Genomic DNA, 22,882 nt, shown 5'->3' with positions numbered 1-22,882 from the left:
CTCCCTCGGGCTATGGCTCCCGATTCGCAAAGCCGCTTGTCAGTTATGGAGCTGCATACATGAACCTGACGGTTGCCAGTTCATCCAGCTCATTCTGTTCTTTCGTCATTCTATCGGCTTGGAATCGCCGCAAGGCATTTTCTTTGGTCTTGAGCCATACCTTCTCGTCCATCATGCGATCGGACAAGAAGCGCCTTCCCGCTTCAACGGCCGACTCCGCCTTCTTCACGTCGCGCAGCTTGCGCAGGATGCCGTCATCCAAGAAATCGATATAACTCTGCATCGTCAAGATGGCCGACAACGGAACCGCCTGCTGCGAAGCCTGCTGCAGCTTCTCGCACCACAATGCGCGTTCTTCTTGAAGCTTCTGCAGACTCGACTCTTCCTGGGACAGCTTACCGACAACGATGGAGAGCTGCCACTCGGCCTGCGATTTCTCGCTTGTCTTCAAATCTACGATCTTCTGATAGGCGTAATGAAATCGAGCCATGAATCAGTGTCAACTCCCGAGATTAGAATAGAAGTCATGGATGAGCTGGTCGCGCGACGCTTCATAACCGGCCTTTTCGGTCGTCTTTTGGCGCGTATACGCCTGAATCGTTTCGTTCGATGCGATAGCCTGATCAATTTTTTCATTCGAACCTCTTTGGTACGCCCCAATATTGATCAGGTCTTCCGAATCTTTATAGATAGCGAGCAATCGCTTGAGCTCGTTCGCTGCATCCTGCTGCTCTTCCGGCACGATTTCCTTCATGACGCGGCTAATAGAAGCCAATACGTCGATTGCAGGAAAATGCCCCTTGTGCGCCAGTGCCCGGCTAAGCACGATGTGTCCGTCCAAGATGCCTCGGACCGCGTCCGCGATCGGCTCGTTCATGTCGTCACCGTCGACGAGCACCGTGTAAAAGGCGGTTATCGTGCCTTTCTGTCCAGTCCCTGCCCGTTCCAGAAGCTTCGGCAGGGCGGCGAATACGGAGGGCGTGTAACCGCGGGTAGCGGGCGGTTCGCCGATGGCAAGTCCGACCTCGCGCAAAGCCATTGCGTACCGGGTTACGGAATCCATCATCAGCATGACGTTCATGCCGCGGTCTCGAAAATATTCCGCGATCGTCGTCGCGATCAAGGCGCCCTTGATCCGAATGAGCGCCGGTTGATCGGATGTCGCCACGATGACGACCGAACGCGCCAGACCTTCCGGACCGAGGTCCTTCTCGATGAATTCCAGCACTTCTCGTCCCCGTTCGCCGATCAACGCGATGACGTTCACGTCAGCAGAAGTGTTGCGGGCAACCATGCCGAGCAAAGTACTCTTGCCGACGCCCGATCCCGCGAAGATCCCGACGCGTTGTCCCTGGCCGACGGTAAGCAATCCGTCTATCGCACGAACGCCGATGCTGAGCGGTTCCTTGACCCTCGGCCTCGATAGCGGATTGCTGGGCTGATTATGCGTCGAATGATGCGGCATCCGGCTGGAGATGTAAGAACCGTCCAGAGGTTGTCCCAAGCCGTCCAGCACTTTGCCGAGCAGCTCCGAGCCGACTTGAACGCTGAGCGGCTTGCCGGTACCGACTACGTCGCAGCCAGGACCGATCGATTGAAGCTCGCCAAGCGGCATGAGAATGACTTTGTTGTCCCGGAATCCGACAACCTCAGCCTTCAGCGGCTTGGTTGACCTCGCGGGATAGATGAGGCAAACGTCGCCAATGCTGGCATCCGGACCTTCCGATTCGACGGTTAACCCGATGACCTGCGTAACCTTGCCGTTCACGCGCACCGGATCAATCGGTCTTAAGTGCTCGATGTACCGTTCGGCATCCAGTCGGTTAGTTTTCATCGTCGCCGCCCCGTTCCTCGGCTTGCAACGCAAGCTGGATCAGCTCCCGCTTGATTTCGGACAGCTGGGTATCGATGCGGGCGTCTATGCTTCCGAACGAGGAGCGAATGACGCAGCCGAAAGACTTGACGGTCACATCCGGCACGATCTGAAGCTCGGCCTGCGAATCGATGGCAAGCGACAGCTCTTCTCGCGCGGCTTGTACGTAAGCGAGCTGACCGGGCGATACGCATAAGGTGATCACGCCTTGCTCGCGGCGCCGTTCCAAGGCTTTGCGAACGATATCGAGCGACCATTGCGGGTCGATGGTCAATTGCTTTTGAATGATTTTCTCGGCAATTGCCGTACTCAGCGCCACGACGAACGGTTCGGCCTCTTGAATGATTTGCTCCTTCGTTTCGAACGAAGAGTCAAGAATGGCTCTCGCTTCCGTCAGCATGGTTTCCCATTCCGCGTGCACGTGGGCCTCGGCCTTGTCCTTGCCTTCTTGGAAACCCAGCTGATATCCATCCTGGCGAATCCGCTCCAGCGTCTCGTCATCCTGCAGGCGGCGCTCAAGCCACCATTGGTCGATCTGAGCTTGGGCATCGGCATACATCGCTTCGATTTGCTCGCCGGTTTCTTGAAGGCGTTGGTTCGCAAAGTGCTCCGCGTCATCCAGGATTTGATCCCGCAGCGACAGCGTCTCCTCGCTCGGACCAGGCGATTCCGTTTGCTCCGGGGCAGGCTTCACATAGCGGTTGTACCATTCTAGCCGTTTTAAATCTTCGACCGAGATGACATCGGAAGATTTATACAACTTAGACAATGATATCATCCCCTCCGCCGCGGGCGATGATGATCTCGCCGGACTCTTCCAGTCTACGGATCGTCGCTACGATGCGGGTTTGAGCTTCTTCGACGTCACGCAGCCGAACGGGGCCCATATATTCCATTTCTTCTTTGAACGTTTCGGCCATTCGTTTGGACATGTTGCGGAAAATCGCCTCCCGAACTTCTTCGCTCGCCACTTTGAGGGCAAGCTGCAGGTCGGCATTCTCGATGTCGCGAATGATGCGCTGGATAGAACGGTTGTCGAGATTGACGATATCCTCGAAGACGAACATCCGCTTCTTGATTTCTTCCGCCAATTCGGGATCTTGGATTTCCAAGGCATCCAGAATGGTACGCTCCGTTCCGCGGTCGACGCCGTTCAATATTTGAACGATTGATTCAATACCGCCCGCGCTGGTGTAATCTTGAGTAACGGTTGCGGATAACTTCTGTTCGAGTACGCGTTCTACATACGAAATGACTTCCGGCGACGTGCTGTCCATCAGCGCGACGCGGCGCGCAACCTCGGCCTGCTTCTCTTGCGGAAGCGAAGATAGAATTTGGGACGCTTGATCCGCTTGCAAATAAGAGAGCACGAGCGCGATCGTTTGCGAATTTTCGTTCTGAATGAAGTTCAAAATTTGAGCAGCATCGGCCTTGCGCGCGAAATCGAACGGACGAACCTGCAAGTTCGCGGTCAGGCGGCCAATGACTTCCATCGCTTTCTGCTCGCCGAGCGCCTTTTCCAGAATTTCACGGGCATACGTGATACCGCCTTGCGAAATGTATTCCTGTGCCACGCAGATTTGATGGAATTCAGTCAAAATCGTTTCCTTGTCAATCGTATCTACCTTGCGCACATTCGCAATTTCGAGCGTCAACTGTTCGATTTCTTCATCTCTTAAATGCTTGAAGATCTGAGCGGAAACTTCAGGACCTAACGAAATTAACAAAATGGCTGCTTTCTGACGACCGCTAAATCCCTGTAACTTTGCCATTTCAGCCACCTCTATTCATCGACGAGCCAGGTCCGGAGTAAATTAACAAACTCTTCCGGCTTACGCTTGGCCAGTGTTTCAAGCTGCTTGCGAACTTGACTTTCGTTTTGAACGCTGTCCAAATCGATTGTCGGATACTCCACTTTTCCCGGGACTGCAGCCATTTCCTCAGCCAATGCAGCTTGTTTTCTGCGGCGGACGACGACATAGCCGAGACCGCCGATCAGTGCCAGTGCCGCTAAACCGATGCCTGCCAGCCAGCCTGTGGATAACGCCGAAGATGAAGAAGCACCGCCATTGTCAATAAAACTTTGCGCCATGATCGAAACTTTCTTATCGATCAACGCGTCATTATTTACATCCTGTCCCGACTCGACCAACTGGGAGCGGACAAGATTGGCGACCATATTACCCATCTCCGTTTTTGCGTCGGCGCTCAATTTTGACTTTTCAACGCCGATACTAATAGAGAGATCTTTAATTACATAGGGACCGGATTCGATTTGAACATTGTTCTTGTTGTAATCGTAGTTCGTCGTTCGAGTGCTCTCTTCCGAGCTTCCTCCCGAACTGCTGTTGGTGGCCTCGTAGCCCGGAACGTCGGTTTCTCCCGTTCCCGCAACGCCGCCTGCTCCCGAGCTTCCGCCGGTTGCGGACTTGTTCGTTGAGGCTTCGCTGACCACGATTCCGTTGTTGTTGTTGTCTTCCAGCGGTGATACCAGCTGCTGCTCCGACTTCTTCTTATCGAAGTTGATGGAGCTGGACACGCTGACGACCAAGTTGTCCATCCCTACCATCGGGCCTAGGAATGTCTGTATTTTTTGCTTGATATCGTTCTCGTACTTGCGCTGGACTTGGTAATGCGTCTCCAGCAGATCGCCGCCGATGCCGCCGCCTCCGACTTCGCTCGATGCGAGCAGTTCACCTTCGGGACTGGAGATCGTTATATTCTCCGGCTTGATGTTAGGGATCGACGTTTTCACGAGATTGTAATAGCCGTCTACTTCCTTCTGCGTCGGACGGTATCCCGGGCGCATCGTAATCATGATCGAAGCGGAAGCCTGCTCTTTCTCTTCCGTAGTCATGAAAGGCGTCGATTCCGGCAGATTCACCAGTACGTTCGACTTCTGCACGCCTTGCATGTCATTCAGCAATCGCTGAATTTCCCCGTTCAACGCGCTTCTGTATTTCACGTCAAACTCACGATCGGTAGAACCGAACATCGAAGAACTGTCATTGAAGGATTCAAAGCCGATCGAACCGTTGCGAATAATGCCTTGCGAGCCTGCTTCCACTTTTACGCGGGCAGCATCCGCAGTAGGGACCGATATCGTTTGTCCCGCATCCGACAGCTTATACGGAATTTTGCCTGAATCCAGGTACTCCATGACTGCCGCCGCATCCGTGCTGTCCAAATCGCGGAAAGCTACCTCGTAATTCGTCTTCGAGAACAGCAGCGTCAACAATATGATCGTTAAGATAAGGATGGCGGCCGAAGCGCCCAACCAAATTTTCTGTTTTTTCTCCAATACTCTCCAATACTGAGCGGTCTTCGCTCGATATTGGGCAAATTTCTCGTTCACGATTCCACCTCACTGTTAGCTTCCAATGCTTGTTGAAATGCCATTAGAGTTGCATCCGCATGATCTCCTGATAAGCTTCTATCACTTTATTGCGGATTTGTGAGGTAAGCTGCAATCCGAGCTCTGCCTGTTCGCTCGCAATCATGACTTGTGATACATCGACATTGCCGAGCAAATATTGATCGTTCATGGTATGTGCGTTTTGTTCTTGGGCGCTGACGCCGTCAAGTGCATTTTGAAGGAAATCACCGAACGTTTTTGTAAGATCCGCCGGTGTTGAGGAAATGCCGGGGGTATTGGTTTGGATAGGCTTAAGAATTTGTGACTGCACTGTGTTAAGCGTCATGGGGTTAATCAAGGGTATCCCTCCGCGTTATCTCTGTTTACTTGCCGATCTCAAGCGCTTTGACAAACATGCCTTTGCTGGCGTTGAGCGCAGTCACGTTCGCCTCGTAGGAACGGGAAGCTGAGATCATATCCACCATTTCCTTTAATACATCCACGTTAGGCATCTTTACATACCCGTTCTCATCGGCATCCGGATGCGTAGGGTTGTACACGAGCTTCGAAGGCGTGGAGTCCTCGATGATTTTCGTCGCTTTCACGCCGGGCGCATTGCCGGACCCGTTCATCTGACCGTTTAACGTATCGGCGAACGATTGAGCGCCAGGCTCGAGTACGACCATTTTGCGTTTGTAAGGCTCATAGCGTCCATTTGCATAGGAGGCTCTTGTCGTTTCTGCATTCGCAATGTTCGAAGAAATGACATCCATCCGCAGACGCTGGGCTGTCAGCGCGGAGGCGCTGGCATCAAACCCGCTCGTCAGTCTCATCATCAACTTCTCCCTTCGATCCCGATGCGCATCATTTTCACATCGTGGTTAATTTGCTGCACGTAGAAATTGTAATTCAATTGATTTTTCGCGAGCAGAGACATCTCGCGATCGACATCTACATTATTGACGTCGTTGTTCATGACGCTAGTTTCATTCGTAACGATCTGAGCCTGGGGCACGGTACCTGAAGATCCGATGGGAATATGTCTTGGATCCGTCCGCTTGCCGGCTATTTGAAACCTCCCGGATCCCATGCTTTGCTCTAGCAGCTGCTCGAATACGACCTCGGAACGCTTAAATTTTGGCGTATCTACATTGGCAATATTGTTGGAAATGACGCGTTGGCGCATTTCCGCAGCATTTAAGGCGCCCTGCATTCGACCGAATTCCGGGCCATTCAACAAATTCACTGAAAAACCCCGCTTTCATCGTCTGATATTTGAGTAATTCAACAAAATACTTACCATATCCTTCTTTTTTCGACAAAGAAAAATGAAAATTATGAGAAACTCTTGTCGAAGATTATAACAACCTAATCTTCCTCAACTTCCTAATTTATTACAATAAGAAAAAAGCCCTATCTTTGTCGAAGATAGGACCAAAAAACAGGCTATTTGTACTGGTTTTTGAATGGTTTTTGTAATAATGAACGGAAAAGCTAGCTTTTATTCTTTTTGAGCTCCTGAAGGAGCTGGGTATTCAAAATTCGGATATAGGTCCCTTTCATGCCCAAGGACCTCGTTTCGATGACGCCGGCACTTTCGAGCTTGCGCAGCGCGTTTACGATGACAGAACGTGTAATGCCTACCCGATCCGCGATTTTGGAAGCAACCAACAGGCCCTCTTTCCCGTCAAGCTCATCGAAAATATGCTCAACCGCTTCCAGCTCGCTGAAGGACAAGGAGCCTACGGCAACTGCTACGACAGTTCGGCTTCTGGCTTCCTGCTCAATCTCTTCGGCCCGTTCACGCAATATTTCCATGCCGACAATCGTGCTGCCGTACTCGGCCAATATCAGCTCGTCATCGCCGAAAGACTCCGAGCTTCTTAGAAGTATCAGCGTGCCCAGGCGGTCCCTGCCGCCAACGATCGGCACGACGGTCATAATATCCGGCGCGGCCATCATCGGAAACGACTCCGCAATGCCGATATCGGGCTTCACGTTCGTCGCCGTCTCTTGCATGCTCATAAAACGGTCATTACTCTCAGGAGAAAAACGAAGATCGCCCGGCGGCAGCGCGCGGAGCTGCTCGTGTTGATAAGGACCCGCCGCCGCACATCCCAGCACCTTTCCTCTACGGCTTACGACGAATACGTCTGCCTGAATCGTGGTACAAAGTACCTCCGCCATCTCCCGGAAACTGAGCGCTCCGCCGGCCGCCCGTTGCAGCAGCCGGTTAAGCGTTCTTGTTTTTGCCAATAAAATCATTGCTGTATGCCCCCTACTTTCCCTGTCCGTTCCTTAAAGTATATATTGACTCAGATCGCGATTTTTCGCAATATTGCCGAGCTTCTCCCGCACGTATTCCGGCGTGATGGTCAAATGCTCAAGCGATAGCTCCGGCGCCTCGAAAGATAGATCCTCAAGAAGCTTCTCCAAAATGGTATGAAGCCGTCTTGCGCCGATGTTTTCCGTGTTCTTGTTCACTTCCGCTGCGATCGAGGCAAGTTCGAGCACCGCTTCGTCAGAGAACGTAATCGTAATGCCCTCTGTTTCCAATAATGCGGTATATTGTTTCGTGAGCGCGTTTTTCGGCTCCGTGAGGATCTTTACAAAATCATCAAGACTTAAGTTCGTCAATTCGACACGGATCGGAAACCGTCCTTGCAGCTCCGGAATCAAATCCGATGGCTTCGCCATATGGAACGCGCCTGCAGCAATAAACAATACATAGTCCGTTTTGACCGGACCGTATTTCGTCATTACCGTCGAACCTTCCACGATTGGCAAAATGTCCCGTTGTACGCCTTCACGCGATACATCAGGCCCGGATCCGCGCGAAGAGCTTGCTATTTTATCGATTTCGTCGATAAACACGATACCCGACTGCTCCGCTCGGCTGACGGACTCTGCAATGACATCGTCCATATCAATCAGCTTATTCGCCTCTTCTTGAATAAGCGCTTTACGGGCTTCTTTGACCGGCAGTTTGCGTTTCTTGGATTTCTTCGGCATGAGCTGGCCGAACAGCTCCTGCATATTCGCCCCCATGCCCATACCCTCGTTGCCTTGTCCAGAAAGCATATCCAGCATGTTCGGCGAATGATCCTCGACCTCGATCTCGATGATCTCGTTCTCCAGCTTGCCCGCGGCGAGCTGCTCCTTCGCCTGCTTGCGCCGTTCGATGACCGATGCACTTTCCGCTGGTTCCGCTTCAGGCTCTTTTTCGGCATTGGAATTACCGAATAACATCTCGAGCGGGTTCTTCGACGACTTGGCCTTCACGGACGATGGAACAAGCAGCGTGACGATTCGTTCATTCGCCAATGCCTCCGCTTTATCCTTCACCTTCTCCGTCTTTTCCAGCTTCACCATCCGAATTGCCGTTTCCACCAAGTCCCGGACCATGGATTCCACGTCGCGTCCGACATAACCGACTTCCGTGAACTTTGTTGCCTCTACCTTGACGAAGGGCGCATTGACCAGCTTAGCCAGTCTTCTGGCGATTTCGGTTTTACCGACGCCCGTCGGTCCGATCATCAAAATATTTTTCGGTACGATTTCGTCCCGGAGCGCTTCATCAAGGCGTCCCCTGCGATAACGATTGCGAAGCGCGACTGCAACCGAGCGTTTGGCCGGCTTTTGTCCCACGATATATTTATCGAGCTCCGTCACGATTTGTCTTGGTGTCAATGCTTCGTTTGGCATCCATTACCCCTCCAATTCGATTCTTCTACGAGCAGCAGATCAGACGTTCCATTAGTCGTTACATGGATTGCGGGCAGTCTATTCGATTTCTTCCACGATAATATTGCGATTGGTGAACACGCAGATATCCGCAGCGATCTCCAGCGCGGATCTGACCATTTCTTTCGCTTCCATATGCGGTGCATGCTGTCGCACAGCACGGGCTGCCGCAAGTGCGAAGCTGCCTCCGGAACCGATTGCGAGAATGCCGTCGTCCGGTTCGATGATCTCTCCGCCGCCTGAAATAAGCAGCAAGCCTGTAGCGTCCATAACGATCATCATCGCCTCCAGCTTGCGCAGGACACGGTCGGAGCGCCAATCCTTGGCCAACTCGACGGCAGCGCGCTGCAGATTGCCGTGATGCTCTTCCAGCTTGCCTTCGAACTTCTCGAACAAAGCAATCGCATCGGCGACGGATCCTGCAAAGCCGGCAATGACCTGCCCTCGGTATAGACGGCGTACTTTCTTGGCGTGATGCTTCATTACCATACTGTTGCCGAACGTCACTTGCCCGTCGCCGGCGATGGCCCCTTTTCCGTTATGCCGAACCGCGCATATGGTCGTAGCATGAAATTCCATGTTCATTCGTAATGCCTCCTTCGATAATCGATTCGAGCGTAGAAGGTACTTTATGTAGATCCCTTACTTCGATTCGTAAGAATAGCTTGAGTTTTGCAAAAATTTCAAATAAAAGGAAACAGCGGCCGCTGTTTCCTCGATGCTGCCGCTGTCGCTGATCTGTCGCTGACCCAAGAGCTGCTTGTCTGCTACTCCTAAAGTGCTTCTTGTGCTGTCCCGCTTCCGGTTATATGCGTCTCTTGGAAACGAGCTAACTGCTCGAGCGCCCGGTTCGCAATCGCTTCATTCTTGTCCTTCTTGCTGCGCATTCGCTTCTCGAGCGGCGGGAATAGACCAAAATTAGCATTCATCGGCTGGAAATGCTTGAAATCCGCCGTCGTGATATATTGCGCCATACTGCCAAGCGTCGTATCGGCCGGGAAGACGACCGGCTCCAAGCCTTTGGCAAGCCGCCCGGCATTAATGCCGGCAATAAGGCCCGAAGCGGCCGATTCGACATACCCTTCAACGCCGGTCATCTGGCCCGCGAAAAACAGGTTTTCCCGGTTGTTCGCCTGATAAGTCGGCTTAAGCAGCTTCGGCGAATTGATGAACGTATTTCGGTGCATGACACCAAAGCGGACGAACTCCGCATTCTCAAGCCCCGGAATCAATGCCAGTACCCGTTTCTGCTCGCCCCATTTGAGATGCGTCTGAAAGCCTACCAAATTGTATAAGGTACCCGCCGCATTGTCTTGACGCAATTGAACCACTGCATGCGGGAGCTTGCCCGTGTGCGGGTTGATAAGTCCGACAGGCTTCATCGGTCCGAACAGCGCCGTTTGCTTGCCTCGGCTTGCCATGACTTCGATCGGCATGCAACCTTCGAAATACTGCTCTTTCTCGAATTCCTTTACTTCGGCCGTTTCCGCGGTAATCAGCGCTTCGTGGAAGCGGTCGAATTCCTCTTCGGTCATCGGACAATTCAGATACGCCGCTTCTCCCTTATCGTAACGGGAGGCCAAATATACCTTCGACATGTCGATGGAATCTTTCTCTACGATCGGCGCCGCCGCATCATAGAAGTAGAAATATTCCTCGCCCAATAACGATTGGATCTGAGCCGACAGACGCGGAGCGGTCAGTGGACCGGTAGCAATAAGAACGATCCCCTCCGTTGGAATCTCCGTGATTTCTTCCATGCGAACGTCGATGAGCGGATGCTCTTTCAATGTCCGGGTAATGTCGCCGGAAAACCCGTCACGGTCTACGGCGAGCGCGCCTCCAGCCGGAACGGCATTACGATCCGCGCTGTCCATGATCAGAGAGTTCATACGGCGCATTTCTTCCTTGAGTACGCCAACCGCATTGGCGAGTCCGTTCGCGCGCAAGCTATTGCTGCAGACGAGCTCCGCGAATTGATTTGTATGGTGAGCCGGCGTTTTGGTAGCCGGCCGCATTTCATAGAGAGTTACCGGGACGCCTTGCGAAGCGATTTGCCATGCGGCTTCGCTTCCCGCAAGGCCGGCTCCGATGACGGTTACACGTTGTATATCTGACACTGCGCTTACCTTCCTTTCACTTCTGAGCCCCGCCTGCTAGTCTGCGGATTCCGACTCGTCGAGCACTTCTTCGTTATGTTCGCATTGCGTACAAGCGAGCTTCACGCCGCTTCGATTGCGCTTCTCTACCATCAAACCGCCGCAGTTCGGGCAAGGCTTGGCGGATGGCTTATCCCAGGACACATAATCGCAGCCTGGATATTGATCGCATCCATAGAAATACCGGCCTTTCTTGCTTCGGCGCTCAATGATCTTGCCTTCGTTGCATTTCGGGCAGGTAACGCCGATGTCCTTGACGATCGGTTTTGTATTCCGGCAGTCGGGAAATCCGGAGCATGCGAGAAACTTGCCGAACCGACCCATTTTGAAGACCAAATGCCGCCCGCATTTCTCGCAGATTTCATCCGAAATCTCATCCTGCAGCTCGACTTCTTTCATTTCCTCTTCCGCGACTTCGAGCCGCTTCTCGAACGATTCGTAGAAGTTGCCGAGTACGCGAACCCAGTCTTCCTTGCCATCCTCGACGTGGTCAAGGTCTTCTTCCATATGGGCGGTAAATTCCGCATCCAATATTTCCGGGAAGAACTCTTCCATCATTTGAATGACGAGGTCGCCGAGCTCCGTAGGGATGAACTTCTTCTCTTCCATCGCTACATAACCGCGCTTCTGAATAGTCTCGAGCGTCGGCGCGTACGTACTCGGGCGGCCGATTCCGATCTCCTCCATCATGCGTACAAGGCGGGCTTCCGAATAACGAGGAGGAGGCTGCGTGAAATGCTGCTTCGGCTCCACGGATTCCGCTTGGATCGACTCTTCGACTGCCAGCGGCGGCAGGAATTTCTCTTCGTCCGTCGTGCCGTCATCATTGCCTTCGACGTAGATTTTCATAAAGCCCGGAAACTTCACCTTCGAACCGACGGCTCTGAATACGGCTCCGCTGCCGACTCCGAAGTCGACTGTCATCGTATCCAGGACAGCCGATGACATTTGGCTGGCAATGAACCGTTCCCATACGAGTTTATAAAGTCTGAATTGATCCCTGCTCAGATATTCCTTCATGGAGTCGGGGTCCCGCAGCACGGAAGTCGGCCGTACGGCTTCGTGGGCGTCTTGAGCATTGCTGTTCTTTTTCGCATATACGCGAGGTTGTTCCGGGAAGAATGCCGGGCCGTACTTCTCTTCGATGTAGCCCTTGGCTTCTTCCTGGGCGATTGGCGATATGCGCGTCGAATCCGTTCTCATGTAGGTAATGAGACCGACGGTTCCTTCTTTGCCAAGCTCGACGCCTTCATAAAGCTGCTGTGCCACCGACATCGTTTTAGAAGCGCGATAGCCTAGCTTTCTTGCCGCTTCCTGCTGCAAGGAGCTTGTCGTGAACGGGGCCGCCGGATTGCGCAGTCGTTCTTTCTCCTTCACCTCGTTGACCGTAAAAGGCGACGTACCCATGGCATCGAGCACCGTCTGCATGGTCGCTTCGTTTCCAAGGTCGATTTTTTCGCCGTTCAACGAATAAAACTTCGCTTCGAACGTTGACGAGCCTTTTTTCAGCTGTGCGGTAATGCTCCAATATTCTTCGGGCACGAACGCGTCGATCTCGTTCTCCCGATCGATGATAAGCTTGACCGCAACCGATTGAACGCGGCCGGCAGATAAGCCTTTTTTGACTTTCTTCCATAATAATGGGCTGATCTTGTACCCGACGAGACGATCGAGAATCCGTCTTGCCTGCTGGGCGTTCACCAAATCCATGTTAATCGGCCGCGGCGTCTTGAACGCATCCTTGACCGCCTGCTTCGTAATTTCATTAAATACGACACGGCAGGTATCGCTCTCGTCGATTTCAAGGTAGTGCGCCAGATGCCAGGCGATCGCTTCACCTTCGCGGTCGGGGTCAGCTGCGAGATAAACTTTTTTTACTTTTTTGCTTGCGTCCTTTAATTCCTTAAGGACGCTGCCTTTTCCCCGAATCGTTATATATTTGGGATGAAAATCATTTTCCACTTCCACGCCAATCTGGCTCTTGGGCAAATCTCGAATATGGCCCATCGATGCTTTTACGATGAACTTGCTGCCAAGGTATTTTCCTATCGTTTTCGCCTTTGCCGGCGATTCTACAATGACAAGTGAATCCGCCATAGCTGCGCCCTCCTCTCCACTGCTTTTGATTACAATACACTATATATGGAACCGGGATGTTGTTCAATCTTCCGTTTTATAGTTAAATTTATCAGAACTGAATGCAAAAGTCCAAACGGAAAGGATGTGAGCTCATGTAATTCGTCCGTTGTACGTGCTTCATCCTGCAAGAGTCGGTAAATGAATGCTTCCTCTTCGGTAAGCGAAATGTCGGTTTCGACCGCTGAATTTGGCTGCTCTGAACCGGTCGAGTCAAGAAAATCATATCGGCCTTCGTACTCTTCAAGAATATCCCGGCACGTGCCTACGAGCTTGGCCCCCTGTCGAATTAGCCCATTCGTTCCCGCACTCTTCGGCGAAGAAACGGGCCCTGGTACAGCGAATACGTCGCGAGACATCTCCAAGGCCTGATCGGCCGTGATCAATGAGCCGCTACGTTCAGCAGCCTCTACGACGACCGTACCTAATGAAAGCCCGGCAATGATGCGGTTTCTAAGGGGAAATAGGCCGGGATGGAACGGTGTTCCGGGCGGAACTTCGGACAGAATCAGCCCCTGCTTGGCTATCCGATCGTAAAGAAAACGATTCTCTGCTGGATATACGCGTTCTACCGGCGTCCCCAGGACGGCAATCGTACCTCCATGCCCGTTCAACGCTCCTTCATGCGCCATCGCGTCTACGCCCCTTGCAAGCCCGCTAACGACGGTAATACCGCTCTCCGACAGCTCGCGACCTAGCATTGAAGCCGTCTTCCTTCCATAAGAGGTCGGATTTCTCGTTCCAACGATTGCGATCGAATGTTTCTGCAAGAGATCCAATCGGCCGATCGCATAGACCACCCAAGGCGGCTGCGGCGATTGCCTAAGCAAATCCGGATAGGCTTCATCGAAGTAGGTAATGAGCGTCACACCTTTCAACGAGGCAGCCTGCTGCCTTGCTAAAGGATCTACCGTGGCGAACGCATTCGCTAGAGCTCTTGCCTGCTCGGGTTTCAAGCCAACCGCAGACACCCAAGCTTCAACGGCGTACCGTTCATAGGCGGTCCATTGACCGCATTCGACTGCCTTTCGTATCGACTGCCAGCCGATGCCCGGTGTTTCGTGCAGCGTAATAAGCGCATCATTTTTCTTCTTCGTCTCGTTCATCATTCAGTCCCCTTTTGTCAAGGACCCGCATCCTATTGTGCTTGAGCAGCACAAAGAAAGCAAGTCATTTCGAATTTGAGATAAAAAAAGCAACCTTCCTAACCCCCGAAAGGGAGTTGGAAAGGTTGCTTACCTTTGAATCTAACTTATGCGGTTACGTTACAGTTAGTGCGTTTTGCATTTCTCCAGCATGCCGCGTTCTTCGAGAACGCCGACAAGCGTGGAACCCATTTCCGATGGCGTAGGAGATACGCGGATACCGCATTTCTCAAGCGTTGCGATTTTCTCGGCTGCCGTACCTTTACCGCCGGAGATGATCGCGCCGGCATGTCCCATGCGTTTGCCCGGAGGAGCAGTTGCGCCGCCGATAAAGCCTACGACCGGTTTCGTCATATTCGCCTTTACCCATTCGGCCGCTTCTTCTTCCGCGGAGCCGCCGATTTCGCCGATCATGATGACGGCATACGTATCCGGATCATCATTGAACATGCTCAGGATATCGATGAACTCGGACCCTTTAACCGGGTCGCCGCCGATACCGACCGCGGAGGATTGTCCGATGCCGCGAGTCGTCAACTGATGAACGGCTTCGTAAGTCAGCGTTCCGCTGCGGGAAACGACGCCTACGTGACCCTTCGTATGAATGTATCCCGGCATGATTCCGATTTTGCATTCGCCCGGCGTGATAACGCCTGGACAGTTCGGACCGATCAGGCGCGTTTTGCGGCCTTCCATGTACCGTTTTACTTTAATCATGTCGATGACCGGAATACCTTCCGTAATACAGATAACCAAGTCAAGCTCTGCGTCGACGGCCTCCATGATGGAGTCTGCCGCGAATGCAGGAGGTACGTAGATTACGGATGCAGTAGCGCCGGTTTTGGCAACCGCGTCGACTACCGTATTAAAGACCGGCAGCGATACGACAGATCCGTTCTCCAGCGTAATATCAACATTGGTTCCGCCTTTGCCCGGCGTAACGCCGCCAACCATTTGGGTACCGTATTCCAGGGCGCCCTTCGCATGAAACAACCCTGTGGCGCCTGTGATGCCCTGGGTAATGACTTTAGTGTTTTTGCCTACCAAAATGCTCATCGAAACTCACATCCCCTAAATAAATTCGTATGCCGCCGAAATGCGACAACATTTGTCTTACTTCACAAGCGCGACGATTTTCTGTGCACCGTCGGCCATGGAGTCAGCAGCAACGATGTTTAGTCCGGATTCGTTCAACATTTTCTTGCCAAGTTCTACGTTGGTGCCTTCCAAGCGAACGACGAGCGGACGATCCAGACCGAGCTCTCTCGCCGCCGAAATAACGCCGTCTGCGATAATATCGCATTTCATGATTCCGCCGAAGATGTTGACGAAAATGCCCTTAACCTTCTCATCGGAGAGAATGATTTTGAACGCTTCCGTTACTTTCTCTTTCGTAGCGCCGCCCCCTACGTCCAGGAAGTTGGCAGGGTCGCCGCCGTAATATTTGATAATATCCATAGTCGCCATAGCAAGACCCGCGCCGTTAACCATGCAGCCGATATTGCCATCCAGCGCGATGTAGCTCAGATCAAACTTGGACGCTTGAATTTCCTTCTCGTCTTCTTCTTCCAAGTCGCGCAGCTCCAGGATATCCTTGTGGCGATACAGCGCATTGGAATCAAAGTTCAGCTTGGCGTCAAGCGCCATAACGTTTCCGTCGCCGGTAACGACAAGCGGATTGATTTCAGCAATGGAACAGTCTTTATCAACAAACGCCGAGTACAACGAAAGCATGAATTTAGCCGCTTTGTTTACGAGCTCGTTCGGAATGTTGATTGCATAAGCTAGCTTCTTCGCTTGGAATGCTTGCAGACCCACGGCCGGATCGATGACTTCCTTGAAGATCTTCTCCGGGGAATGTTCCGCGACCTCTTCGATCTCCGTTCCGCCTTCTTCGGAAGCCATCATAACGATGCGTCCCGTAACGCGGTCAACGACAAGACCGATGTAATATTCTTTCTTAATGTCGCAGCCTTGCTCGACGAGCAGACGTTTAACTTCTTTGCCTTCCGGGCCCGTTTGGTGAGTGACGAGCACTTTGCCAAGGATTTGGCTGGCGTATTCGCGTACCTCATCCAAGTTTTTAGCGACTTTGACGCCGCCAGCTTTACCGCGGCCGCCCGCATGAATTTGCGCTTTGACGACAACGACTGGCGTTCCCAGCGATTTTGCCGCTTCTACAGCTTCGTCAACGGAGAATGCCACTTTGCCTTCCGGTACGGCTACCCCATATTGCTTCAGCACTTGTTTACCCTGATACTCATGGATATTCATTTACGAAAACCCTCCTATCCGCAGTTAAATCCTACGTATGTACACAAAACCAATAAGTATTGTAACATGATTCGTCATGGCTTTCCTAATTTTTTAGGATTGAAAGCCACCTTTTTTGATATCAGTTTCATCTCATATCGATATGAAAGCATTCTTATTTCATTCAAGTTGGAGATGTATTGATACAGAGACTAGTATTTCCAAACTTCTACAAAATATTGACAACGAACACTTGTTCGCTATACAATGAATATAACATGAAGTCTCAAAGGAGGCAACTCCCGGTAATGGATAACTTTCCGCAGCTGATGCAATCGTTTCAAGCCTTGATTCCCTTTGTACAATCCCTTCGTTCCATGTCGGATGAGCAATGGCACAGTCCTTTGCAGCCTGGAAAATGGTCCACCTGCGCTGTAATCGGCCATATCATGCTTTGGGATCGGCACTTTATAGCAGAGGCCGTTCAGCCGCTAGCATCCGGCACGCCGTTAACGCTGCGACATTCAGATTACGATCTGTTTAATCAAGAAGCCGCTGCCAATGCGGTCACCATTCATAGAGACCAGCTCATCGCTGACTGCGTTGCGCATCGGCACCGATTGATCGATTTGATAACTTCTATGTCTGCTGAACAACGGGATGGTCTTTATATGGATGGGGACGGCAATCCGTTCGCGATTCAGAACTATCTCGAAGATTTTATCGGACATGATCGACATCATAGGACACAAATCGAGTATTTTCTGTCCGTCTAGCCTGCGCTTCGGTTGACAGCCGTTTCATCCTGCACTATGATTTGATGGGAATTAATAGGTTATAGAAATGGATCTGTGAGGAAGCACCTTCAGCCAACAAGGCGGAGGTGTTTTTTGTTTTGTATACTCAAATTTGCAGCGGAAGCGTGTACGGGGTCGAAGGGAGAATGATCGCCGTCGAGGTCGATATTTCGAGCGGGCTTCCCCAAGTCAACGTCGTCGGATTACCGGATCCGGCTGTCCGGGAATCCGTAGAACGCGTCAGAGCCGCGGTCAAAAATTGCGGTTTTACGTTTCCGATGGAGCGAATTACCGTCAATCTGGCACCGGCCGATTTGAGAAAGGAAGGTACGGCCTTCGATTTGGCTATTGCCGCCGGGATATTGGCTGCGAGCAATCAGCTGCGAAGCGCATTGTTTCAAGAGTTTCTCGTGCTCGGCGAGTTGGCCTTAAATGGAGAATTAAGAGCTGTTCCCGGCGTGCTGGCCATGGTCGAGCAGGCTAAGCTCCGAGGTATGACGAAGGTACTGCTGCCGCTTGGCAATGCAGCCGAAGCCGCATGTATAGAAGGCATGGAACTTTTCGGCGTCTCACATCTTCGCGATCTCGGAAACCCCAAGGCAGCCGAACATTCCTGGGAACCTCTACGGTTTATCGCAAGATCCGAGCGGGCAGGTTTCTCGGACTTACAAGCTGACAGGAGCAGCTTGACCCTGCAGGGAGATTACGGAGACGTATTGGGTCAGCATCATGCGAAACGGGCATTGTTGATTGCAGCAGCAGGAAACCATAACGTTTTGTTAGCCGGACCTCCCGGAACAGGGAAGACGATGCTGGCCAAGCGGCTTCCCGGCATCATGCCGCCCCTGCGGGAAGAGGAGGCGCTGCAGGTGACGAAAATTTACAGCGCGGCCGGCAAGCTGCCAGGCGGTATTCCCTCCTTGATGCAGGATAGGCAGTTTCGAAGCCCGCATCATACGATCTCCTCGGCAGGCCTGATCGGCGGCGGATCTATCCCCCGCCCCGGAGAGGTGACTCTTGCTCATCGAGGCGTCTTATTCCTGGACGAACTGCCTGAATTCTCGAGAGCGGCGCTCGAGGTGCTCCGCCAACCGTTGGAGGATCGTGAAGTGACCATTGCCCGTTCGCGCGCTGTATTCCGCTTTCCGGCCTCCTTCCTTCTCGCGGCGTCCATGAATCCTTGCCCGTGCGGGTATTACGGACATGACTCCGATGACCAACGCTGCGTCTGTTCGGAAATTCAAATCGCAAGGTACCGGGCCAAAATATCGGGGCCGCTTCTGGACCGCATCGATATGCACATCGAGGTACCGCGGCCCCTCTCTTCCGAAGGGTTGACGAGCGGAATGACGACGGAGCAAATGCGGGAATTGGTTTTGAAGGCTGCAGATCGCCGGCTGGAACGCAGCATCGGAAGCCGCTCTTTGAACGAACTGGCCGGAGCCTCCCTGCGCAAGGCGATCACGATGACCAAAGAAGCCGAAAGCATGCTGCGAATCGCTTTCGATTCGTTAGGCGTCAGCCTGCGCGCGCATGATCGTATCCTGAAGCTCGCCAGAACCATCGCCGATCTTGAGGACCAAGAACGCGTCGACAGTCCGCACGTCGCCGAAGCAATCGGCTACAGAAGCCTGGACCGAAAACTGGTATCCCTGTCTTAAACCCTGTACGTCAGCGAACAGGCCGAATTTGCATCAGGTTAACCGAGACGAACATTACGAAACAGAAAAGAGCTGCGATGTCACCGCAAGGCGGTTAAACGCAGCTCTTTTTGCCGCACACCTATCTACGCTGTTCAAAAGGCCGCTTCCACATGTCGGCGTTCAACGACTTCAAACGCACTCGTCTCCGAATCGGCTTGCTTCACCGTGATAGCGATGACATCGAAACGAATGCGCGAACCGTGCAGCTTGTTCATCGAAAGGTAAACCTCCGCAATCGAGCGCACTCGAAACTGCTTCTTGTAATCGACGGATTCTACGGCTGTCCCGAATCTGCCACCGGCCCTGCGCGTGCGGACCTCAATGACGACAATGACAGAGTCTTGTCTAGCGACAATATCCAGTTCTCCTATTCGGCACCGCCAATTCCGATCGAGAATGGCATAACCAAGATCGAGTAGGTACGCCGCAGCTTCCGATTCGCCGTAAATCCCGATCGACCGCCTGGCATCCGGTTTGCCGGAAGGTTTATTCATGTTCAATGCGCGTTTCCTCCAGCACGTTGATCGGATCGATAAACGAAGGAAAGAATCTCCGCTACGAGCGTATACAATTCAGGCGGAATTTCCTGATCTACGTCCAGCTTGGACAACACTTCGACAAGCGACGAATCCTGCTGTACCGGGACTCCGCTTTCGGCCGCCTTCTCCATAATGGCTTCAGCCAGCTTGCCTTTGCCTTTCGCTACGACGACCGGAGCCGTATTCTCGCCAGGCTCGTATTTGAGCGCGACCGCTTTCTTGGAGGGCTCGTAGGTTTCCGTCTTTGCCTGCTTCCTGCGGTTTTTCGAATTACTCATATCCGCAGATCCACTCCCCTGTACTTCTGCTCGGACCATTCCTGACCTTCTGCCGTACCGGCCAGACCGTCGCTCCCGTTCAATCTTTCGACGATACGCTCAGGCATCGCTTCGACGCGAAGCGTTAGAAGCTGATAGCCGGCATTGGTCATAGCATCGTTCAGCTCGCTTCTTGAAGATTCAACGAGCTGCGCTGCAGCGGGATGGTCGTTCCACACCTGAAGGTTGACGATTTTATTGACGACCTGCACATCGACAACTGTATCGCCGAGCGTCTTCATGCGCAAATCAAAGACCAATCTGCAATTTTCCCCATCCAATTCGCCTTTGCGGCCTCGTCTTGTCTGAATATGGACGGACGCCGTTTGACTGCCGTCCTGCCCTTTCATCGGAACGAACATCGTCACATGCGAGAACATCGCGCCGTTCTTCTCGGGTGACATCAGCAGCTGCTGACCGGTTATATGCGCAACAAGCTGCTGAGCCGTGTCCCGAAGCTGCTGGGGCAATTCGTCACTCGAAGCTATGGCCATCAAAGCGCTTTTTAACGTTTCCGCAGAATGAGACTTAGCCCCCTCTTCAGTCAGCGGAGTTTGACTTTGCAATGCAGTCGCCCATACTGCCGCTTGCTGTTGATTCCGATCGGGCAGAGCAGCTGTCGCGCGTGCTTGACCTGCCATGGTCGCAGCCGGATCCGGAGCAGCCTTCGGTTCAGTCGCCGGTTTATTCGTTTGCCCACCTGTTGAAGCTGGTTGAGGCGGCGCTTGAATCGTCGCCGTCGCTAGCAAACGCTCGTGGTCGACACCCATCCATTTCATCAATTGACCTACCCAGCTGCTGCCGGCAGTCGGCTGCGGCAGCGCTCGGGCAATTGGCGCGCCTGGAATCTGTCCATGACCTGACGATGTTTGCACTAGCCGAGGACCGGTCTCCGTCGAGGAGGCAGTCTGTTCCTGCATCGTTGAAACTGCTTGTGCTGACCGAAGATTTCCTCCTGATTGACTGGTCGTTAAGCGCGCGTGTTCCGCGCTAGCAGGTCCTGCGGCTGGCCGCCCTCCCATCCCTGCTTCCACTCGATCATCAGCCGTCTGAAGTCCCCCTCCGGCGCCGTTGACAATGAACCTTGCAGCCGCATTGTCGGCGACGGCCGTCTGCGCCGCGCCTCCGGCTTGCGGCGCGGCGTTCGCTTGCGGCATGCCTGCCGCCGCTCGCGGAACGGCGCTGGCCGCGCCTCCGGGCACCGGCTGCGCCTTCGTGCCCCCAGCCCCGGCGCCTGCGGCGCCGGCGGGCGGCTGCTCCCCGCTGCTCGCCCGCATAAGCGCTGCGCCTTCAGCTAGCAGCGCCTGCAGCTTCGCTGCGGCCGCTTGCGCCGTCCCTGACGGCGCCGCGGCACCGCCCGCGCCCTGACCCGCGGGCGAGCCGCTCCAAGCGGCAAGACCCGCCTCCAGCGCATCCAGCAGGGCATGCGCCGGCGGACCGGCAAGAACCTGCTGAAGCGCGCCGATCGTCGCGCCCGTCATCGGCAGGCCGCGCCGTACCGCCAGCGCGGCCGCCCGCATCCAAGACTCCGCATCGCCGCCTTCGGGCATGGCGGCAAGCGCAACCTTGAATTGACTCACCAGTTCGCGAGTCAATTCAGCGCCTCCGCCCCGCAAGTCGCGGACCAGACTTGCGGAAGCCTGCGTATCCGGCAGGCCCAGCGCCTTGATCCATTCCTTCACGCTCGCCTCCGGAACGCCCGCCGATCTCGGATCGGCCTGCTTCAATACGAGCGCGCCGTCCGCGGATTCAGGCTGAACCTGCAGCAGCGCTGCCTGCCCTGGCTCGAGCGGCGTCTCCAGCTTCGCCCGCACAGGCGTTCCATTGATCTGCACGATGCCTTCGTTGTCGCCCGTCATCTTCACCAATACGCCGCGAACCGTCTGGCCGACCTTCAGCTCCAGTGCCTTGCCGTCGCCTGGCTGAGCATCGCCGACAAGGCCTTTCATCAATTGTCCGATCGACATCGACATCTGTCGCACTTCCTTCCACTCGAACGAACCTATACCCATACTATCGGTTCCGCAGCGCTGCGCTTGAACCCCTGATCACGGCCAGTTCGTTCAATCTCGAATGCCGCTGCCTTGTCCACCTTGGAGCCCCGCTCAACCCGTTATTGCCTCGCAGTTCGTTTGGCAGACCTGCTCGCCCAACATTGCCCTGCTAACCTCCTGTCCAATCCTTTCCCTAGAACAACACCTGCTGCTCGGCAAACAACTTCCCCAGGAAACTCCGACGGTGCATCGGACTGGGCCCGTGCTCCAACAGCTTCTCGCGATGCAGCTTCGTCGCATAACCCTTATGTATGGCAATGCCGTATGCGGGATAGAGCTTCTCCCATTCGTCGCAGCACAGCCGATCGCGCGTGACCTTAGCCAGAATGGAAGCCGCCGCAATGGACTGACTTCTCGCATCGCCTTTGATAATCGCCAGCTGAGGAAGCTCGATGTCGACCTTCTCCGCGTCGACGAGGAGATACGACGGCTCCATGCCAAGCATCTCCACCGCCTGTTTCATCGCGAGTCTGGCAGCTTGTTTGATATTAATCTCATCCACCGTTGCCGCATCGACGCGAGAGACGGCCCAAGCCTCGGCGCATTCCACGATTTGCCAATACAGCTCTTCGCGTTTCTTCTCCGACAGCTTCTTGGAGTCGTTGATGCCGTCCAGGACCAAGCCCTCAGGCAAAATAACGGCCGCCGCGACCACGTCGCCGAACAAACACCCTCTTCCGACCTCGTCAATGCCGGCCAAACTGCGATAACCTTGCTCCCATAAAGGGATCTCGAATTCTTGCAACATCGGAAATTCCCCGCTTCTCTTCTTCTATGTCATGCCTGCGACAGCGATATGTACCGTGA

22 protein-coding genes are annotated in these 22,882 nt (G+C 53.6%); 2 read left to right on the top strand and 20 right to left on the bottom strand.

Annotated features, from left to right (window positions below; translation table 11 throughout):
• Positions 1 to 43 precede the first annotated feature (43 nt).
• From fliJ to sucC, 16 genes are all read right to left on the bottom strand, one after another.
• Positions 44 to 490 (bottom strand): flagellar export protein FliJ, encoded by a 447-nt coding sequence (gene fliJ / locus GT003_RS09210; RefSeq protein ID WP_161696739.1) that lies wholly within the window; start codon positions 488 to 490, stop codon positions 44 to 46.
• A 9-nt stretch (positions 491 to 499) separates the two neighbouring features.
• Positions 500 to 1,834: a flagellar protein export ATPase FliI gene (fliI, locus tag GT003_RS09205; RefSeq protein WP_161696736.1), complete on the bottom strand. Its 1,335-nt coding sequence runs from the start codon at positions 1,832 to 1,834 to the stop codon at positions 500 to 502.
• Entirely contained in the window at positions 1,824 to 2,642 is an 819-nt protein-coding gene (locus tag GT003_RS09200; protein ID WP_161696729.1) for a FliH/SctL family protein, read from the bottom strand. Before GT003_RS09200 ends, fliI begins: the two co-directional genes overlap by 11 nt.
• Complete coding sequence (gene fliG, locus GT003_RS09195; protein WP_161696727.1) at positions 2,635 to 3,645, bottom strand: flagellar motor switch protein FliG; 1,011 nt, start codon at positions 3,643 to 3,645, stop codon at positions 2,635 to 2,637. Before fliG ends, GT003_RS09200 begins: the two co-directional genes overlap by 8 nt.
• An 11-nt stretch (positions 3,646 to 3,656) precedes the next feature.
• The gene (gene fliF / locus GT003_RS09190; protein ID WP_161696725.1) at positions 3,657 to 5,228 is read right to left on the bottom strand and encodes a flagellar basal-body MS-ring/collar protein FliF; all 1,572 of its coding nucleotides are present in this window, start codon (positions 5,226 to 5,228) and stop codon (positions 3,657 to 3,659) included.
• Between the two features lie 43 nt (positions 5,229 to 5,271).
• The gene (fliE, locus tag GT003_RS09185) at positions 5,272 to 5,574 is read right to left on the bottom strand and encodes a flagellar hook-basal body complex protein FliE (RefSeq protein WP_161697297.1); all 303 of its coding nucleotides are present in this window, start codon (positions 5,572 to 5,574) and stop codon (positions 5,272 to 5,274) included.
• Positions 5,575 to 5,611: 37 nt separating this feature from the next.
• Complete coding sequence (gene flgC / locus GT003_RS09180) at positions 5,612 to 6,061, bottom strand: flagellar basal body rod protein FlgC (RefSeq protein ID WP_161696723.1); 450 nt, start codon at positions 6,059 to 6,061, stop codon at positions 5,612 to 5,614.
• 2 nt (positions 6,062 to 6,063) lie between these two features.
• Positions 6,064 to 6,474, bottom strand: a complete 411-nt coding sequence (gene flgB, locus GT003_RS09175; protein ID WP_161696721.1) for a flagellar basal body rod protein FlgB — start codon at positions 6,472 to 6,474, stop codon at positions 6,064 to 6,066.
• Positions 6,475 to 6,722: 248 nt separating this feature from the next.
• A complete protein-coding gene (gene codY, locus GT003_RS09170; RefSeq protein WP_161696719.1) occupies positions 6,723 to 7,493 on the bottom strand; it encodes a GTP-sensing pleiotropic transcriptional regulator CodY in 771 nt (256 codons plus the stop codon).
• Between the two features lie 33 nt (positions 7,494 to 7,526).
• Positions 7,527 to 8,933, bottom strand: a complete 1,407-nt coding sequence (gene hslU, locus GT003_RS09165; protein ID WP_161696717.1) for an ATP-dependent protease ATPase subunit HslU — start codon at positions 8,931 to 8,933, stop codon at positions 7,527 to 7,529.
• A gap of 78 nt (positions 8,934 to 9,011) precedes the next feature.
• Complete coding sequence (gene hslV / locus GT003_RS09160) at positions 9,012 to 9,557, bottom strand: ATP-dependent protease subunit HslV (protein WP_161696715.1); 546 nt, start codon at positions 9,555 to 9,557, stop codon at positions 9,012 to 9,014.
• A 188-nt stretch (positions 9,558 to 9,745) separates the two neighbouring features.
• The gene (gene trmFO, locus GT003_RS09155) at positions 9,746 to 11,092 is read right to left on the bottom strand and encodes an FADH(2)-oxidizing methylenetetrahydrofolate--tRNA-(uracil(54)-C(5))-methyltransferase TrmFO (protein ID WP_161696713.1); all 1,347 of its coding nucleotides are present in this window, start codon (positions 11,090 to 11,092) and stop codon (positions 9,746 to 9,748) included.
• Positions 11,093 to 11,128: 36 nt separating this feature from the next.
• Complete coding sequence (topA, locus tag GT003_RS09150; RefSeq protein WP_161696711.1) at positions 11,129 to 13,228, bottom strand: type I DNA topoisomerase; 2,100 nt, start codon at positions 13,226 to 13,228, stop codon at positions 11,129 to 11,131.
• A 29-nt stretch (positions 13,229 to 13,257) separates the two neighbouring features.
• Positions 13,258 to 14,373, bottom strand: coding sequence for a DNA-processing protein DprA (gene dprA, locus GT003_RS09145; protein WP_161696709.1), 1,116 nt, complete (start codon positions 14,371 to 14,373; stop codon positions 13,258 to 13,260).
• Between the two features lie 165 nt (positions 14,374 to 14,538).
• Positions 14,539 to 15,468: a succinate--CoA ligase subunit alpha gene (sucD, locus tag GT003_RS09140; protein ID WP_161696707.1), complete on the bottom strand. Its 930-nt coding sequence runs from the start codon at positions 15,466 to 15,468 to the stop codon at positions 14,539 to 14,541.
• A gap of 57 nt (positions 15,469 to 15,525) precedes the next feature.
• Positions 15,526 to 16,686, bottom strand: coding sequence for an ADP-forming succinate--CoA ligase subunit beta (gene sucC / locus GT003_RS09135; RefSeq protein ID WP_161696705.1), 1,161 nt, complete (start codon positions 16,684 to 16,686; stop codon positions 15,526 to 15,528).
• Between the two features lie 287 nt (positions 16,687 to 16,973).
• Here sucC and GT003_RS09130 point away from each other — a divergent pair, with 287 nt between their 5' ends.
• A complete protein-coding gene (locus GT003_RS09130) occupies positions 16,974 to 17,441 on the top strand; it encodes a DinB family protein (protein WP_161696703.1) in 468 nt (155 codons plus the stop codon).
• A 119-nt stretch (positions 17,442 to 17,560) separates the two neighbouring features.
• Positions 17,561 to 19,123: a YifB family Mg chelatase-like AAA ATPase gene (locus GT003_RS09125; RefSeq protein ID WP_161696701.1), complete on the top strand. Its 1,563-nt coding sequence runs from the start codon at positions 17,561 to 17,563 to the stop codon at positions 19,121 to 19,123.
• Between the two features lie 134 nt (positions 19,124 to 19,257).
• On the opposite strand, the gene GT003_RS09120 is transcribed toward GT003_RS09125, so the two are convergent.
• The 4 genes from GT003_RS09120 to GT003_RS09105 form a co-directional block, all read right to left on the bottom strand.
• Positions 19,258 to 19,659, bottom strand: a complete 402-nt coding sequence (locus GT003_RS09120; RefSeq protein WP_161697294.1) for a YraN family protein — start codon at positions 19,657 to 19,659, stop codon at positions 19,258 to 19,260.
• A gap of 2 nt (positions 19,660 to 19,661) precedes the next feature.
• Positions 19,662 to 19,982 (bottom strand): EscU/YscU/HrcU family type III secretion system export apparatus switch protein, encoded by a 321-nt coding sequence (locus GT003_RS09115; protein ID WP_161696699.1) that lies wholly within the window; start codon positions 19,980 to 19,982, stop codon positions 19,662 to 19,664.
• Positions 19,979 to 21,994 (bottom strand): flagellar hook-length control protein FliK, encoded by a 2,016-nt coding sequence (gene fliK, locus GT003_RS09110; protein WP_161696697.1) that lies wholly within the window; start codon positions 21,992 to 21,994, stop codon positions 19,979 to 19,981. The genes GT003_RS09115 and fliK overlap by 4 nt, the downstream gene beginning before the upstream one ends.
• A 214-nt stretch (positions 21,995 to 22,208) precedes the next feature.
• Entirely contained in the window at positions 22,209 to 22,823 is a 615-nt protein-coding gene (locus GT003_RS09105) for a ribonuclease HII (RefSeq protein ID WP_161696695.1), read from the bottom strand.
• Positions 22,824 to 22,882: the final 59 nt, after the last annotated feature.

Source organism: Paenibacillus sacheonensis (assembly GCF_009909195.1).
Taxonomy (GTDB): domain Bacteria; phylum Bacillota; class Bacilli; order Paenibacillales; family Paenibacillaceae; genus Paenibacillus_Z; species Paenibacillus_Z sacheonensis.
The sequence above is the reverse complement of the archived record's forward strand: the minus strand, read 5'-3'. Positions and strand labels throughout refer to the sequence as shown.

What these genes read in the sequence shown, in the direction of transcription:
- fliI (WP_161696736.1), bottom strand. Translation starts at nt 1,834, where the DNA reads ATGAAAACTAACCGACTGGATGCCGAACGGTACATCGAGCACTTAAGA.
- GT003_RS09105 (WP_161696695.1), bottom strand. Translation starts at nt 22,823, where the DNA reads ATGTTGCAAGAATTCGAGATCCCTTTATGGGAGCAAGGTTATCGCAGT.
- GT003_RS09115 (WP_161696699.1), bottom strand. Translation starts at nt 19,982, where the DNA reads ATGAGTAATTCGAAAAACCGCAGGAAGCAGGCAAAGACGGAAACCTAC.
- hslU (WP_161696717.1), bottom strand. Translation starts at nt 8,933, where the DNA reads ATGCCAAACGAAGCATTGACACCAAGACAAATCGTGACGGAGCTCGAT.
- topA (WP_161696711.1), bottom strand. Translation starts at nt 13,228, where the DNA reads ATGGCGGATTCACTTGTCATTGTAGAATCGCCGGCAAAGGCGAAAACG.
- dprA (WP_161696709.1), bottom strand. Translation starts at nt 14,373, where the DNA reads ATGAACGAGACGAAGAAGAAAAATGATGCGCTTATTACGCTGCACGAA.
- fliK (WP_161696697.1), bottom strand. Translation starts at nt 21,994, where the DNA reads ATGTCGATGTCGATCGGACAATTGATGAAAGGCCTTGTCGGCGATGCT.
- fliJ (WP_161696739.1), bottom strand. Translation starts at nt 490, where the DNA reads ATGGCTCGATTTCATTACGCCTATCAGAAGATCGTAGATTTGAAGACA.
- GT003_RS09130 (WP_161696703.1), top strand. Translation starts at nt 16,974, where the DNA reads ATGGATAACTTTCCGCAGCTGATGCAATCGTTTCAAGCCTTGATTCCC.
- sucD (WP_161696707.1), bottom strand. Translation starts at nt 15,468, where the DNA reads ATGAGCATTTTGGTAGGCAAAAACACTAAAGTCATTACCCAGGGCATC.
- hslV (WP_161696715.1), bottom strand. Translation starts at nt 9,557, where the DNA reads ATGAACATGGAATTTCATGCTACGACCATATGCGCGGTTCGGCATAAC.
- codY (WP_161696719.1), bottom strand. Translation starts at nt 7,493, where the DNA reads ATGATTTTATTGGCAAAAACAAGAACGCTTAACCGGCTGCTGCAACGG.
- fliE (WP_161697297.1), bottom strand. Translation starts at nt 5,574, where the DNA reads ATGACGCTTAACACAGTGCAGTCACAAATTCTTAAGCCTATCCAAACC.
- fliG (WP_161696727.1), bottom strand. Translation starts at nt 3,645, where the DNA reads ATGGCAAAGTTACAGGGATTTAGCGGTCGTCAGAAAGCAGCCATTTTG.
- sucC (WP_161696705.1), bottom strand. Translation starts at nt 16,686, where the DNA reads ATGAATATCCATGAGTATCAGGGTAAACAAGTGCTGAAGCAATATGGG.
- flgC (WP_161696723.1), bottom strand. Translation starts at nt 6,061, where the DNA reads ATGAGACTGACGAGCGGGTTTGATGCCAGCGCCTCCGCGCTGACAGCC.
- GT003_RS09120 (WP_161697294.1), bottom strand. Translation starts at nt 19,659, where the DNA reads ATGAATAAACCTTCCGGCAAACCGGATGCCAGGCGGTCGATCGGGATT.